Raw genomic sequence first — 14,695 nt, forward strand, 5'->3', positions numbered from 1 at the left:
TGCGCATTTAATTGCAAAAAATGAAAGAGGCTTTCATGGCGATAGCATTCACTTTTCCGGGGCAGGGCAGTCAGGCGGTCGGTATGGGCAAGGCTCTGGCAGAGCAGTTTGCGGAGGCGCGCGCTGTTTTCGAGGAAGTGGACGCGGCATTGGGCGAAAAGCTCTCGGCCACCATGTTCGAAGGCCCGGAAGATGTCCTGACGCTCACCGCCAATGCCCAGCCCGCGCTGATGGCTGTTTCGATGGCGGTGTTGCGCGTTATGGAATCGCAAGGGTTTTCGCTGAAGGACAAGGTTGCCTACGTCGCCGGTCATTCGCTGGGCGAATATTCCGCGCTTTGCGCCGCCGGAACCTTCTCTTTGGCCGATACGGCGCGTCTTCTGCGCATTCGCGGCAATGCCATGCAAAAAGCCGTGCCGGTCGGCGAAGGCGCTATGGCTGCGATCATCGGTCTGGAACATGGCGATGTGGAAGCCGTTTGCGCGGAAGCCGGCTCCTCCGGTTCGGTTCAGATCGCCAATGACAATGGCGGCGGGCAGCTGGTCATTTCCGGTTCGAAGGCGGCTGTCGAGCTGGCTGCGAAGCTTGCATCCGAAAAGGGCGCCAAGCGCGCCATCATGCTTCCGGTTTCGGCCCCCTTCCATTCGACGCTGATGGGGCCTGCCGCAGATGCCATGCGCGAGGCGCTGGCCTCGGTCGAAAAGCACAATCCGGTCGCGCCGCTGATCGCCAATGTGCGTGCGGCACCTGTGACGGATGCCAATGAAATCGCCGATCTTCTGGTTGAGCAGGTCACCGGTCAGGTGCGCTGGCGCGAAACGGTGGAATGGTTTGCGAAGAATGGCGTGACCTCGCTTTATGAAGTAGGCTCCGGCAAGGTTCTGACCGGCCTGGCTCGCCGCATCTCCAAGGATGTGGCAGGTGCCGCGGTCGGCTCTGCCGATGAAATCGATGCGGCGCTGGCTGCCCTTAACGCTTAAAAGGATCTCGGACATGTTTGATCTGACTGGCCGCAAGGCTCTCATCACTGGTGCAACCGGCGGTCTTGGCGAAGCGATTGCCCGCGCTCTGCACGCACAGGGCGCGATTGTCGGTCTGCACGGCACGCGTGAAGAAAAGCTGAAGGAACTTGCCGCCGAGCTTGGCGAGCGCACCTTCGTCTTCCCGGCCAATCTTTCCGACCGCGAAGCCGTCAAGGCGCTCGGCCAGAAGGCCGAGGAGGAAATGGGCGGCGTCGATATTCTGGTCAATAATGCCGGCATCACCCGCGACGGTCTTTTCGTGCGCATGAGCGACGAGGACTGGGATGCGGTGCTCAATGTCAATCTGACGTCGGTGTTCAACCTGACCCGCGAGCTGACCCATCCGATGATGCGTCGCCGCAATGGCCGTATCATCAATATCACCTCCATCGTGGGCGTGACCGGCAATCCGGGGCAGGCGAATTACTGCGCCTCCAAGGCTGGCCTCATTGGCTTTTCCAAGTCGCTGGCGCAGGAAATCGCAAGCCGCAATGTGACGGTCAACTGCATCGCGCCGGGCTTCATCGAATCGGCCATGACCGACAAGCTGAACGACAAGCAGAAGGAAGCGATCATGGGCAATATCCCCATGAAACGCATGGGCGTCGGTGCCGATATTGCGGCTGCGGTCGTCTATCTGGCGAGCGATGAAGCGGCTTATGTGACTGGCCAGACACTGCATATCAATGGCGGCATGGCCATGATCTAAGTCTCCTTCGGTCCCGAATTATGGTATAAAATCCCTTAATACGGGGTCTGGAGAAGGAAAAGGCGCTTTGCCTCGCCGGAGAAGCGTGGTAATGCGCCCAACGAGAATTGCGGCATTGTGAATAGAAACGCCGCGATCCTGTTCCGAAAGGAATATCCACAGGATGGCTGTCCGGGCGGCTTCGCTCGAAACTTGGCAGGCATCTTATAACTTGATTACAATCCTGCATGCCGCTAACCAAGGCAGAGCAACAAACACACAGGTCGAGGTTCCGACATGAGCGATACCGCAGAGCGCGTCAAGAAAATCGTTGTTGAACATCTGGGCGTAGATGCCGACAAGGTCACGGAAGGCGCAAGCTTCATCGATGATCTCGGCGCAGACAGCCTCGACACCGTCGAGCTGGTCATGGCTTTCGAAGAAGAATTCGGTGTTGAAATTCCTGACGACGCTGCCGAAACGATCCTCACGGTCGGCGACGCTGTGAAGTTCATCGACAAGGCATCTGCCTAATCTGAACTTGGGCAAGGGCTGGGGTTCGTCATGAATCCCGGCCCTGCTTGTCTTCGGTCGGCCGGTTCGTAAGCGTCTGGATCGGTTGAAGAAGCCTCAGGCGTTCGTTCGGCGACCGGTTTGAGATTTGCGGGAATGTCGAGCGATTTTGCATTCCGGCCAGAGCGTTTCCAGCAAAGGTGCAAGGCAGTTTTGCACGGGAAATGCATAGACAGACAGATTTGGAACGTTACCCCTTGAAGTCGGTCCGGGCATTTGATTTGCCGGTTGACGGTGGCGGGGTGATGCTCGTGACATAACAGAATTTAAGGGGTGGATATGAGGCGTGTCGTCATCACCGGTCTTGGTCTGGTGTCACCGCTTGCAAGCGGTGTCGAAGAGACCTGGAAGCGTCTTGTTGCCGGTGAAAGCGGTGCTCGCCGCGTCACGGAATTCGAAGTGGATGATCTGGCCTGCCAGATCGCCTGCCGCGTTCCTGTTGGCGATGGCACGAACGGTACGTTCAACGCCGATCTCCATATGGAGCCCAAGGAGCAGCGCAAGGTTGATCCGTTTATCGTTTACGCCGTCGGCGCAGCCGATCAGGCTCTGGACGATGCAAACTGGCATCCCGAAAGCGATGAGGATCAGGTTCGTACCGGCGTTCTGATCGGCTCGGGCATCGGCGGCATCGAAGGCATTGTCGAGGCGGGCTATACGCTGCGCGACAAGGGGCCGCGCCGCATCTCTCCATTCTTCATTCCGGGACGCCTGATCAATCTGGCTTCCGGTCATGTGTCGATCAAGCACAAGTTGCGCGGTCCGAACCATGCGGTTGTCACCGCCTGTTCGACTGGCGCTCATGCTATCGGCGACGCCTCCCGTCTGATCGCGTTCGGCGATGCGGATGTGATGGTCGCGGGTGGCACGGAATCGCCGGTCAGCCGCATTTCGCTCGCGGGCTTTGCCGCCTGCAAGGCGCTTTCCACCAAACGCAACGACGATCCGACGGCTGCGTCGCGCCCATATGATGAAGACCGTGACGGCTTCGTCATGGGCGAGGGCGCTGGCGTCGTGGTTCTGGAAGAGCTGGAACACGCTTTGGCGCGCGGCGCAAAGATTTATGCCGAAGTGATCGGCTATGGCCTGTCGGGCGACGCTTATCATATTACCGCGCCGACCGAAAACGGCGAGGGCGCGCAGCGTTGCATGGAAATGGCGATCAAGCGCGCGGGTATTACGCCCGACCAGATCGATTACATCAATGCACATGGCACTTCGACCATGGCCGATACGATTGAGCTTGGTGCGGTCGAACGAGTTGTGGGTGATGCAGCCTCGACGGTTTCCATGTCCTCAACCAAGTCGTCCATCGGTCACCTTTTGGGTGCAGCCGGCGCGGCCGAGGCAATTTTCTCGACATTGGCGATCCGCGACAATATCGCGCCCGCAACGCTCAATCTCGACAATCCGGCGGTCTCCACGAAGATCGATCTGGTTCCCCATAAGGCCCGCGAACGCAAGATCGACGTAGCCCTGTCGAACTCGTTCGGTTTCGGTGGAACCAACGCTTCGCTGATCCTGCGCCGATACTCCTGATTGCCGCTTCGCGAATAAAAGGTTGAACTGAAAAAACGCGGGGATTTCTCCGCGTTTTTGCCAAAATATAACCGGATGTGATGTTTAATATCGTCAACAGCGGTTAGGGTAGGCACGCGTCCTGGAGTATTTCCAGCTAAAAAGTGCGAAGGCCGCTCTGCCTGTATGGTGCGCGCTGGCGCCGGATACGGGCCAAGGCTACAGACCGAGGTGATTGAGTGAATTCTGAGGCAGAACCGGGAGCGAATCCTGCAGAAGAGCAGGCCAAGGCCGCCACGCCGGAAACGAGCGAGGCTTCCAAGCCGTTTGTGCCGAAGTCCGCATCGGAAGCCCTGCGCCCCGAACCGGGCACGCCGCCGCCGCGCAAGCGCTCGCGCCATGCCCGCAGCCAGATCGTCGTCTTCATGAATTTCATGCTGTCGCTGATCGTGCTGGTTCTGCTCGGCGCGTCTGCCTTGTTCTATTTCGGCAAGCTACAGTTCGACGCCAAGGGGCCGCTTACGGCGGAAACGACTTTTCTCGTCAAGCGCGGGGCCGGCATCGCCGAGGTATCCAACAGCCTGGAAAGCCGCGAGATCGTCACCGATGCGCGCATTTTCCGTTACGGTATGCGTACTTTGGGGCACGAAAACGATCTGAAGGCGGGCGAATATGCCATCCCTGCCGGTGCGACGATGCGCGACGTGATGAATATTCTCATCAGCGGCAAGTCGATCATGTATCCGCTGACCATTCCTGAAGGCCTGACGGTCAAGCAGATATTCGACCGTATTTCCGCTGACCCGACGCTCGTTGGCGACATGCCGAAAAATATACCGCCGGAAGGCTCGCTGTTCACCGATACGCTCAATTTCACGCGCGGAACGTCCCGTTCGGAAATCATCGATCGCATGATCGCTTCGCAGAAGAAGCTGGTGGACGAGGCCTGGTCAAAGCGCAACCCGGACCTGCCGATCAAGGACAGGAACGAATTCGTGACGCTTGCCTCCATCGTGGAGAAGGAAACCGGGGTTGCTTCGGAGCGGCCCCACGTGGCTTCTGTTTTCGTCAACCGATTGAAGAAGGGGATGCGCATCCAGTCCGATCCGACCATTATTTACGGTCTGTTCGGCGGAGCCGGGAAGCCTTCCGACCGTCCGATCTTCAAGTCCGACATCGAAAAGCCGACGCCTTACAACACTTATATCATCAACGGCCTGCCGCCGACGCCAATTGCCAATCCGGGCAAGGCCGCGCTGGAGGCCGTCGCAAATCCGCTCGATACGGAAGACCTTTATTTCGTCGCGGACGGCACCGGCGGGCACGTCTTCGCCAAAACGCTACAGGAACACAACGCCAATGTCCGCAAATGGCGTTCCGTCGAACAGCAGAAGAATGTCGAGCAACAGAAGAATAGTTCGAACGCGAGTGCCGGACAGTAGGCATTGCCGTCATCCGGTGGCGATGCGCAGGTTATGCCGAAACCGGTCGCGGACAAGCACCGGCTTCGGTCTGGTTTTCGGGTAAATTCGCGGATGTCGCGAATGCGAGTAAGGGGACGGACGCATGGCGCTCCAAAGCATGACCGGATTTGCACGCCATGCCGTGCAGCACGCCATGAAGGGCGGAGAAGCGCGCATCGTCTGGGAAGTACGGTCCGTCAACGGCAAGGGGCTGGATCTGCGGCTGCGTCTTCCGCAGGGGTTGGAAGCGGCTGAACATCCTGTCCGTTCCGTGCTGGCGCGTCACTTTTCGCGCGGTAATTTCCAGGCGAGCCTCAGCGTGGAACGTAGCGACATGCAAATGGGCTTTTCCATCAATCAGCCCATGCTGGCGGAAATCCTGAAGCTTGGCGCGGATTTGCAGGCCAGCCATGGTCTGGCGCCTGCCAGTGTGGATGGTATTCTGTCGCTTCGCGGCATTATCGACCAGACGCAGTTAGCTGACGATGAGGAAGAGCGCGGCGGGCTTGAAGCGGCAATCGTTTCCGGCTTCGAGGAAACTCTCAAGGCAATCGCCGATGCGCGCAGGCAGGAGGGAGCGGCCCTCTTTGGCATTCTGTCGGGCCATGTCGATGCGATCGAGCGGCTCACCGACAGTGCACGCCGCAACCCGGCGCGTGGCGTGGACGCCATCAAGGCGCGTCTTGCCGGGCAGGTAGCTTTGCTCATGGATGTGGCCCGCGAACTTGACGAGGCGCGGCTTTATCAGGAAGCGGCCTTCCTCGCGACGAAGGCCGATATCCAGGAAGAACTAGACCGGCTGGAAACGCATGTGGCGTCGGCGCGCAAACTGCTGTCGGATGGCGGCCCCGTTGGGCGCAAGCTCGATTTTCTTTCACAGGAATTTAATCGTGAGGCCAATACACTGTGTTCCAAATCGAACGCAGCGTCGATCACGGCTATCGGTCTGGAGCTGAAGGCGGTCGTGGATCAGTTTCGCGAACAGGTACAAAATCTGGAGTAACAGGTATCATGGCCATCTCTTCGGTTGAAAATGGCATCGCACGCAGAGGCCTGATGGTGGTGATCTCGTCGCCGTCCGGCGCGGGGAAATCCACGATAGCGCGGCAATTGCTCAACGATCCTGAAATGAAGCTGTCGCTATCGATCTCGGTTACCACGCGTGAACGCCGTCCGAGCGAGATCAACGGCGTACATTACCATTTTATCACCAAACGCGAATTCGAGCGCCTGCGCGATAACGACCAGCTGATCGAATGGGCTGAAGTCCACGGCAACTTCTATGGCACGCTGCGTGAGACGGCGGAGGAGGCGCTGGCGGACGGTCAGGACATGCTGTTCGATATCGACTGGCAGGGCGCCGAACAGTTGCAGGCCAAGATGCCTGCCGATGTGGTCTCGATCTTTATTCTGCCGCCGACCATGCATGAACTGCAGAACCGCCTCAACCGACGTGCGGAAGACACGGCGGATGTCATCGAGACACGGCTCCAGAATGCCCGCTTTGAAATCCAGAAATGGGTGAAATACGATTATATCGTCATCAACGAAGATCTGGAACGCTCCTATTCGGGCATCAAGGGAATCATCGTTGCCGAACGTCTGCGTCGCGATCGCCGTCCGGGCCTCTTCGATTTCGTCGAAGGGCTTCTGGAAGAAAATCCCGGCGCATAATCCGCCGATATGGTCAAGCCTGTCGCAAAGGATCGCTGCCAGGCATGTCAGCCAAGCAGGATCAGCAGGCCGTCCACCATGCCGAGGACAAGAATAAGTGCGCCCATGGTTATGGCCGTCACCACCAGCATACGCTTTTGCCGGTCACGCTTTTCCGTTCGTTTCCCTGTCCAGTCGTAACGCGATTCAGGCATTCCTCTCTCCAGATCGGCCCGGCATTGAAGATTGCCGGGCGGGATCGCAATTCCCACAGCCTGCACGTTACAGCCGGTATCTGCAAGCCGGATGACGTCGATAAACGCGTATCCGCGCCGAACGGAGGGCTGTTACACAGCCGTGCCGCCGACGGTCATCTGATCCATGCGCAGATGCGGCTGGCCCACGCCTACCGGCACCCATTGTCCGCCCTTGCCGCAATTGCCGCTGCCGGTATCGAGCTTCATGTCGTTGCCGATCATCGAGATGCGTTTCATGGCGTCCGGTCCGTTGCCGATCAGCATCGCGCCCTTGATTGGCGCGCCGACTTTGCCATCCTCAATCATATAGGCTTCCGTGCAGCCGAACACGAATTTGCCGGAGGTGATGTCCACCTGTCCGCCGCCGAAGGAAACGGCATAAATACCCTTCTTCATCGAGGCGATGATTTCTTCCGGGGATTTGTCACCCGACAGCATATAGGTGTTGGTCATGCGCGGCATGGGCGCGTGGGCGTAGGATTCGCGGCGTCCGTTGCCCGTCGCCTCCATGCCCATCAGGCGCGCATTCTGCCGGTCCTGCATATAGTTGACGAGCTTGCCGTCTTCGATCAGCACGGTGCGGCCGGTCGGCGTCCCTTCATCGTCTATCGTGAGCGAGCCGCGCCGTTCCGCAATCGTGCCGTCATCGATGACGGTAACGCCCCTGGCCGCGACCTGTTCGCCCATCAACCCGGCAAAGGCGGAAGTCTTCTTGCGATTGAAGTCACCTTCGAGCCCATGTCCGACAGCCTCATGCAGCATCACGCCCGGCCAGCCATTTGCGAGAACCACGTCGAACGTGCCTGCCGGGGCAGGGATGGCATCGAGATTGACGAGCGCCTGACGCAATGCTTCGTCGGCCACATGCTGCCAGCTTTCGCTTGTGATGAATTCGCCGAACCCCTTGCGTCCGCCAACCGTGTAGGACCCGGACTCCTGCCGATCGCCATTGCCCGCCACCACCGATACGGTAAGGCGTACCATGGGCCGTATGTCGCGCACGAAATTGCCGTCGGCGCGCAGGATTTCCACTTGCTGCCACGATCCAGCCAGCGAGACGGAAACCTGCCGCACTTTCGGGTCCCTGGCGCGCAGATAGGCGTCGATCTGTTGCAGCAATTGCACTTTGGCTTCGAAGGCGGGTGAACCTATGGGGTTCTCGTCGGTGTAAAGATGGCGATTTGTGCCCGCGGGTGCTGCGGAATACGTCCCGCCATAGCCCCTCAGCGTGGCGGTTACGGCATCGGATGCACGTTTGAGAGCTGCGACTGAAAGATCGCCAGCATGGGCGTAGCCGATGGCTTCACCCGCGACGGAGCGCAGGCCAAATCCCTGATCCTGATTGAATGAACCGGTCTTGAGACGGCCATTGTCGAAAACGAGCGCTTCCGCCTCGCGATACTCCACGAAGAGTTCGCCGTCGTCGCTGCCTTTCAGGCTTTGGGCGACAAGGCGCTCGATATCGTCGCGGCTGGCGTCGAAACTGTCGATCAGGCTTTTCATAAAACAAATCCCGCAGCATGTGTCTGCTGCAGGATGTAAGCCTTAAATCGGTTGAGGACAACCGCGTGCGGAATAGGAGCTGCGCGATTCACGATATAGCGTGCCGAAAATGGTGATTTCCGAGAACCGGAGCGGAGTATACTTAAAAGTACATGAGCACCGGAAGCGCAGGAAAGCGCCATTTGCAGGCCGCTAGAGCGTGAATCAGGGAAGGGCGTCGAAACCCTCGCCAAAACCTTTGAGATCCACCGGTATGCCAACGCCTTCTTCCGGCGTCTGGAATACGATGAAGGTCGCGGCCTTGCCCGAACGGAGCGTTTTCAGAAGATCGTCCTCAAGGATGACTTCCGCATAGCAGCCGTCTTCGAAGCAGCGGACGAAATAGGCGCGGCCGATATCCTTGCCGTCGACATTGAGGCCAAGGCCGTTGGGCAGCAAGACGCCGAGCGGCGCAAGCACGCGCAGAATACGGGCCTTGTTGTCAGCTGTCTTCAGAACAACGACCGAAAGGCCGAGTTCAGGACGCTTGGCGGCAACCACGTTCTGGATCAGTGCGCACTGCTCGGTTTTCGCACCTGCCGGCGTGTCGCAAAGGATGGACCATGCGCCATGCTGTGACTTGAGCTTCCCGCTCTGCTGCGGGTTCGACGGCACGGCCTGGGGCTGTGCGGCGGGGGCCTGCTGCGGGGCGGGTAATTGTGGCGATGTATCCTGTGCGGCCGAAGAGAAGGCTCCGGCGGCAAGCGCCAGGCTGACACCCGTTGCGAGGATTGCGAGGCGTTGGCCGATCATACGGCAGGCAAGCATGCGAAAAGTCATGAAATCTCCAGATCGAATCACCGGGACGTTAACGCGCTGCATTGGCCATGAAAAGCGCCTTGAGGGGCGATTGGCAGTCCTGGCCATCATTGCAACGGTGATACCGTCTGTTGCATCGATTGTCACGCGGCACGTTGTCGAAACGTCATTTCAAATCATGGCTTCATTATGGGATTCTCGGGTTTTCCCAAGTTTTGCAGGAAAATTGAGCCGTCTTCGATGGTTGGGCGAACGCAAGACCTTGCTTCCGGCTAACCGGGCTGCGCGCAAAAATGCCGCACAGGAACATATTCGCCTTCCTTGCGGTGTGCGCTAAGGTGTGGTTTGAACGCCGACGGGGGATGCGGCCGTCTCTGGCGTCCGGCGTCCAGCTCGAAAGGGCGAATAGGGAGAGAGTTCTGGTGGATAAGATTGTTGCCACAACGAAGGGCGCCTTCGGCGGCGCTCTTGCAGTGCTGTGGACGGCTGGTGCCGCTTTTGCGGATCAGCCCCGTCCGTGGGAATGGAGATTTCAGGATGCTGCTACGGGCATAGCCGAGCAGATTCATTGGTTTGAGCGTTATACACTCTGGTTTATCGTTCCAATTACCTTGCTGGTTCTGGCTTTGCTGATCGCGGTCGTGCTTCGCTTCCGGGCGGGCGCCAACCCCGAGCCTTCGAAGACCAGCCACAATACCGCGATCGAAGTGGTCTGGACTGTCGGGCCGGTGATTGTTCTGCTGTTTCTGGCAGTTCCGTCCTTCCAGCTTCTGACGGCGCAATATTCGCCGAAAGATCCGACGCTGACGGTCAAGGCCACGGGTTATCAGTGGTACTGGGGCTATGAATACCAGGTCGACAATCCGGTCAGCTTCGATTCGCTTCTCCTGAAGGACGGTGATCGCGCCGAGGTCGGCAAGGAAGACAAGTCCCGCTATCCGCGTCTTCTGGCCGTGGATAATGAAGTGGTCGTACCGGTCGGCGAAACCGTTCGTCTCCTGGTGACGGCTGCCGACGTCATTCACTCCTGGACCATTCCGGCCTTCGGCGTGAAAATGGATGCGGTTCCGGGGCGCGTTAACGAGGCCTGGTTCAAGGCGGACAAGGAAGGCCTTTATTACGGCCAGTGCTCTGAGCTTTGCGGCAAGGATCATGGCTTCATGCCGATCGCCGTGCGCGTTGTCTCCAAGGAGCAGTATCAGACCTGGATCGCCGCAGCGGGATCGGATCTGACTGGCGCGAACAAGGCGCTTCAGGCTGCCGTCGAAGGCGGTGCAAACGATAAGGTGGCTGCGGCGGGTCTCTGATCCCGAACGCCAAGACTGTTGAAAAACGGGAGCGAATTCCATGGCTGGCACAGCAGCTCACGAGCATGGTGCCCATGACGACCACAAGCCGCACGGCTGGGTCCGTTGGGTATACTCGACCAATCATAAAGACATCGGTACCCTGTACCTGATTTTTGCAATCATCGCCGGCATCATCGGCGGCGCCCTGTCCATTGCGATGCGCGCCGAGCTTCAGGAGCCGGGCATCCAGATTTTCCATGGTCTGGCGCAGATGGTTTACGGCGTTGAGGGCGATGCGGCTCTCGATGCCGGCAAGCATATGTTCAACGTGTTCACCTCGGCGCACGCGCTGATCATGATCTTCTTCATGGTCATGCCGGCGCTGATCGGTGGTTTCGCCAACTGGATGGTGCCGCTGATGATCGGTGCGCCGGACATGGCGTTCCCGCGCATGAACAACATTTCCTTCTGGCTTCTGCCGCCTTCGATCATGCTGCTCCTGATCTCGCTGTTCATGCCGGGTCCGGCAGGCGGCTGGGGGCCTGGTGGCGGCTGGACGCTTTATCCGCCGCTTTCGACTTCGGGTCAGCCCGGACCGGCCGTGGACTTCGCAATTCTCGCGATCCACATTTCCGGCGCCTCCTCGATTCTCGGTGCGATCAATTTCATCACGACGATCCTCAACATGCGTGCTCCCGGCATGACGCTGCACAAGATGCCGCTTTTCGCCTGGGCCGTGCTGGTGACCGCATTCCTGCTTCTGCTTTCGCTGCCGGTTCTGGCAGGCGGCATCACGATGTTGCTCACCGACCGCAATTTCGGCACGACCTTCTTCGCGCCTGATGGCGGTGGTGACCCGATCCTCTACCAGCATCTGTTCTGGTTCTTCGGTCACCCGGAAGTGTACATCCTGATCCTGCCGGGCTTCGGTATCGTCAGCCACATCATCTCGACCTTCTCGCGCAAGCCGATCTTCGGTTATCTCGGCATGGCCTACGCCATGGTCGCAATCGGTGTCGTCGGCTTCGTCGTGTGGGCGCACCATATGTATACGGTCGGCCTGTCGCTCGACACGCAGCGCTACTTCGTGTTCGCCACGATGGTTATCGCGGTGCCCACCGGCATCAAGATCTTCTCGTGGATCGCGACCATGTGGGGCGGCTCGATCACCTTCCGCGCGCCGATGCTCTGGGCGGTCGGTTTCATCTTCCTGTTCACCATCGGTGGCGTGACGGGCGTTCAGCTCGCCAATGCCGGTCTCGACCGCGCGCTGCATGACACCTATTACGTGGTGGCGCACTTCCATTACGTTCTGTCGCTGGGCGCCGTTTTCGCAATCTTCGCGGGCTGGTACTACTGGTTCCCGAAGATGACCGGCTACATGTATAACGAGTTCACCGCGAAGCTGCATTTCTGGGTCACCTTCATTGGCGTGAACCTGATCTTCTTCCCGCAGCACTTCCTCGGTCTCGCCGGTATGCCGCGCCGCTACATCGACTATCCGGACGCTTATGCCGGCTGGAACATGGTGTCGTCCTACGGTTCCTATATTTCGGGCTTCGCCGTGCTGATCTTCCTCTACAATGTCTTCGAGGCATTCGCGAAGAAGCGTGAAGCCGGTGCGAATCCGTGGGGCGAGGGTGCAACCACGCTGGAATGGCAGCTTTCTTCGCCGCCTCCGTTCCACCAGTGGGAACAGCTGCCGCGCATCAAGTAATCGTGCGAAGGGCGGAGTCGGGAAAAGGCTTCGCCCTTCTTTGCAAAACGTGCTATGGGCGGGATGCATTCTGTTCCGCCCGTCGCCGGTAGACGAAAAAGTCGGCATTTGAGCACGGCATTTTCCGGCGGGAACAGACCGTTTCCGGGAGGTGATTGTTGTGGTTGTCCGATCCGTGCTGTAGGGGCGCGGCGTCCGGGTTCGGCGAGTTTGAGGTTTTTGTAGTTAAATGTCTCTGGTGGAAAAAAACTCTGGTAACGACGACGCGTTCGCTCTTTCGGAAGCGACGGCGCGGGATTACCTCGTTCTTTTGAAGCCCCGGGTGATGTCCCTCGTGGTTTTCACCGGGCTGGTCGGTCTCGTGGTCGCACCGGGACATATGAATCCCGTTCTCGCGGCGATCAGCATATTGTGTATCGCGGTTGGCGCCGGAGCATCCGGCGCATTGAATATGTGGTACGACGCCGATATCGACGCGGTGATGAAGCGTACGCGCAACCGCCCGATTCCGGCTGGCGTCATCACACCCAATCAGGTTCTGGCGTTCGGCCTGACGCTTTCGGTATTTTCGGTCGTGACGCTCGGTCTGATGGTAAACTGGCTGGCCGGGGCGCTGCTGGCCTTCACCATCTTCTTCTATGCCGTCGTCTACACGATGTGGCTCAAGCGCTCGACGCCGCAGAACATCGTGATCGGCGGTGCCGCAGGTGCCTTCCCGCCGATGATCGGCTGGGCTGCCGCCACGGGTGAAATCACCTGGGACAGTGTCGTCCTGTTCATGATCATCTTCCTGTGGACGCCGCCGCATTTCTGGGCGCTGTCGCTCTTTTCAGCCAACGATTACGAAGCAGCGCGCATTCCGATGATGCCGAACGTGAAGGGCGAGCTTTCGACCCGTCGTCAGGCGCTTTTCTATTCGATCATCATGGTTCCCGTTGGCGTTCTGCCGTGGGTGCTGGGTTTCGCCGGGCCTGTTTATGGCGCGATCTCGACGCTGCTTGGGCTGGCATTTCTTTATTATGCATGGCGTCTGTGGGGCGCCGGTTCGCAGCCGGCGATGCTGGCTGCTGCCCGCAAGCTGTTCCGCTTCTCGCTGCTCTATCTGTCGGGGCTCTTCGCGGTACTGCTGGTCGAGGCGCTGGCGATGAAGGCGTTCGCCGCCTTTGGAGTGTTCTGATGCAAAATACCATACACAAGCCGGTCAAGGATGAGCTGGAGCTGGTCGTTCCGACCGAGCAGCAGAAGCGCGCGCAGCGCAATCGCTCTTGGGGGCTGGCCATCGCTTTGGCATTGTTCGTGCTGCTCGTTTACGTTGGAACGATAGCGAAGCTCGGTGCCAACATTCTGGCAAGACCGCTCTAGATCGGATCTGGGAGGAGAGAATGGCGGATCAGCAGGAAAAGAACCAAAAGCAGAAAAAGCAGCAGCGTTCCAACGCGACGATTGCTTTTGCGTGCCTGTCTTTCTTTGTCTGCATGATCGGTGCGGCCTATGCCTCCGTACCGCTATATCGCATTTTCTGTCAGGTGACGGGTTATGGCGGCACGACGCAGCGCGTGGAGCAGTATTCCGATACCATCCTCGACAAGACGATCAAGGTGCGCTTCGACGCGAATATTGCCAACGGCCTGCCGTGGGATTTCAAGCCGGTGCAGCGTGAAGTGACGGTTCGCATCGGCGAAACGACGATGATCAAATACGAAGCGCGCAATCTGTTCGATCAAGAGAACTACGGTCGCGCCAGCTTCAATGTCGCGCCGGGGCGTGCCGGAGCTTATTTCAACAAGGTCGAATGCTTCTGTTTCACGGATACGACGCTGAAGCCGGGGGAAGACATGGAGATGCCGGTGGTTTTCTTCGTCGATCCGGAGATCGTCAACGATCCCGATCTGAAGGATGTGAAAACCATCACGCTTTCCTACACGTTTTTCCCGATTGAAAAGCCCAAGCCCGTCGCGGCGGCCGGGAACGGAGAACAGACAAAGCTTTGAGGCACGACGGATTTTTACGCATTTCCAACGCAAAACCGGTTCTCACTTTCGCTGGAAATGCTTTAATGCCGCAAAGACAAATGCATGAAGTGGTTTTATTGTTTCAATAGAATCGCTCCGGACTACAGCACCGGCACCAAGATCGATTCCGGTTTTTGGAAAGCATGATGTGTTGATTCACTATTGAGGGACGCGGTTTCCGGTGAGGGAAGCGTCCGGTCGA

The 14,695-nt window shown here is 58.6% G+C and carries 16 protein-coding genes; 13 read left to right on the forward strand and 3 right to left on the reverse strand.

Annotation, left to right across the window (positions count from 1 at the left end):
* Positions 1-35: 35 nt before the first annotated feature.
* The 7 genes from fabD (at position 36) to gmk (ending at position 6,938) form a co-directional block, all read left to right on the forward strand.
* Positions 36-980 (forward strand): ACP S-malonyltransferase, encoded by a 945-nt coding sequence (fabD, locus tag FHS76_RS16120; protein ID WP_183654927.1) that lies wholly within the window; start codon positions 36-38, stop codon positions 978-980.
* A 13-nt stretch (positions 981-993) separates the two neighbouring features.
* Positions 994-1,731: a 3-oxoacyl-[acyl-carrier-protein] reductase gene (gene fabG / locus FHS76_RS16125; protein WP_183654930.1), complete on the forward strand. Its 738-nt coding sequence runs from the start codon at positions 994-996 to the stop codon at positions 1,729-1,731.
* 276 nt (positions 1,732-2,007) lie between these two features.
* Positions 2,008-2,244: an acyl carrier protein gene (locus FHS76_RS16130; RefSeq protein ID WP_002963616.1), complete on the forward strand. Its 237-nt coding sequence runs from the start codon at positions 2,008-2,010 to the stop codon at positions 2,242-2,244.
* Between the two features lie 318 nt (positions 2,245-2,562).
* The gene (gene fabF / locus FHS76_RS16135) at positions 2,563-3,822 is read left to right on the forward strand and encodes a beta-ketoacyl-ACP synthase II (RefSeq protein WP_183654933.1); all 1,260 of its coding nucleotides are present in this window, start codon (positions 2,563-2,565) and stop codon (positions 3,820-3,822) included.
* Positions 3,823-4,040: 218 nt separating this feature from the next.
* On the forward strand, positions 4,041-5,243 hold the full coding sequence (gene mltG, locus FHS76_RS16140; RefSeq protein ID WP_183654936.1) for an endolytic transglycosylase MltG: 1,203 nt from the start codon (positions 4,041-4,043) through the stop codon (positions 5,241-5,243).
* Between the two features lie 124 nt (positions 5,244-5,367).
* On the forward strand, positions 5,368-6,267 hold the full coding sequence (locus FHS76_RS16145; RefSeq protein ID WP_183654938.1) for a YicC/YloC family endoribonuclease: 900 nt from the start codon (positions 5,368-5,370) through the stop codon (positions 6,265-6,267).
* Positions 6,268-6,275: 8 nt separating this feature from the next.
* Positions 6,276-6,938 (forward strand): guanylate kinase, encoded by a 663-nt coding sequence (gene gmk / locus FHS76_RS16150; RefSeq protein ID WP_183654941.1) that lies wholly within the window; start codon positions 6,276-6,278, stop codon positions 6,936-6,938.
* Positions 6,939-6,985: 47 nt separating this feature from the next.
* Here the strand turns inward: gmk and FHS76_RS16155 are convergent, their stop codons facing one another.
* The 3 genes from FHS76_RS16155 to FHS76_RS16165 form a co-directional block, all read right to left on the reverse strand.
* On the reverse strand, positions 6,986-7,132 hold the full coding sequence (locus FHS76_RS16155; protein ID WP_183654944.1) for a hypothetical protein: 147 nt from the start codon (positions 7,130-7,132) through the stop codon (positions 6,986-6,988).
* A 132-nt stretch (positions 7,133-7,264) separates the two neighbouring features.
* A complete protein-coding gene (gene tldD / locus FHS76_RS16160) occupies positions 7,265-8,677 on the reverse strand; it encodes a metalloprotease TldD (RefSeq protein ID WP_183654947.1) in 1,413 nt (470 codons plus the stop codon).
* 204 nt (positions 8,678-8,881) lie between these two features.
* Positions 8,882-9,496, reverse strand: coding sequence for an invasion associated locus B family protein (locus tag FHS76_RS16165; RefSeq protein WP_183654949.1), 615 nt, complete (start codon positions 9,494-9,496; stop codon positions 8,882-8,884).
* Here FHS76_RS16165 and FHS76_RS16170 point away from each other — a divergent pair.
* The 6 genes from FHS76_RS16170 (at position 9,495) to FHS76_RS16195 (ending at position 14,472) form a co-directional block, all read left to right on the forward strand.
* Positions 9,495-9,812, forward strand: a complete 318-nt coding sequence (locus FHS76_RS16170; protein ID WP_183654952.1) for a hypothetical protein — start codon at positions 9,495-9,497, stop codon at positions 9,810-9,812. The genes FHS76_RS16165 and FHS76_RS16170 overlap by 2 nt on opposite strands.
* An 85-nt stretch (positions 9,813-9,897) precedes the next feature.
* Positions 9,898-10,782 (forward strand): cytochrome c oxidase subunit II, encoded by an 885-nt coding sequence (gene coxB, locus FHS76_RS16175; protein WP_183654955.1) that lies wholly within the window; start codon positions 9,898-9,900, stop codon positions 10,780-10,782.
* A 40-nt stretch (positions 10,783-10,822) separates the two neighbouring features.
* Positions 10,823-12,481: a cytochrome c oxidase subunit I gene (gene ctaD / locus FHS76_RS16180; RefSeq protein ID WP_183654958.1), complete on the forward strand. Its 1,659-nt coding sequence runs from the start codon at positions 10,823-10,825 to the stop codon at positions 12,479-12,481.
* A 229-nt stretch (positions 12,482-12,710) separates the two neighbouring features.
* Positions 12,711-13,658 carry a heme o synthase gene (locus tag FHS76_RS16185; protein WP_183654961.1) on the forward strand — a complete coding sequence of 316 codons (948 nt, stop codon included), beginning with the start codon at positions 12,711-12,713 and terminating at the stop codon, positions 13,656-13,658.
* Positions 13,658-13,843 (forward strand): hypothetical protein, encoded by a 186-nt coding sequence (locus tag FHS76_RS16190; RefSeq protein WP_183654965.1) that lies wholly within the window; start codon positions 13,658-13,660, stop codon positions 13,841-13,843. The genes FHS76_RS16185 and FHS76_RS16190 overlap by 1 nt, the downstream gene beginning before the upstream one ends.
* 20 nt (positions 13,844-13,863) lie before the next feature.
* Positions 13,864-14,472 (forward strand): cytochrome c oxidase assembly protein, encoded by a 609-nt coding sequence (locus FHS76_RS16195; protein ID WP_183654968.1) that lies wholly within the window; start codon positions 13,864-13,866, stop codon positions 14,470-14,472.
* Positions 14,473-14,695 lie beyond the last annotated feature (223 nt).

Source organism: Brucella daejeonensis (assembly GCF_014199265.1).
GTDB lineage: Bacteria > Pseudomonadota > Alphaproteobacteria > Rhizobiales > Rhizobiaceae > Brucella > Brucella daejeonensis.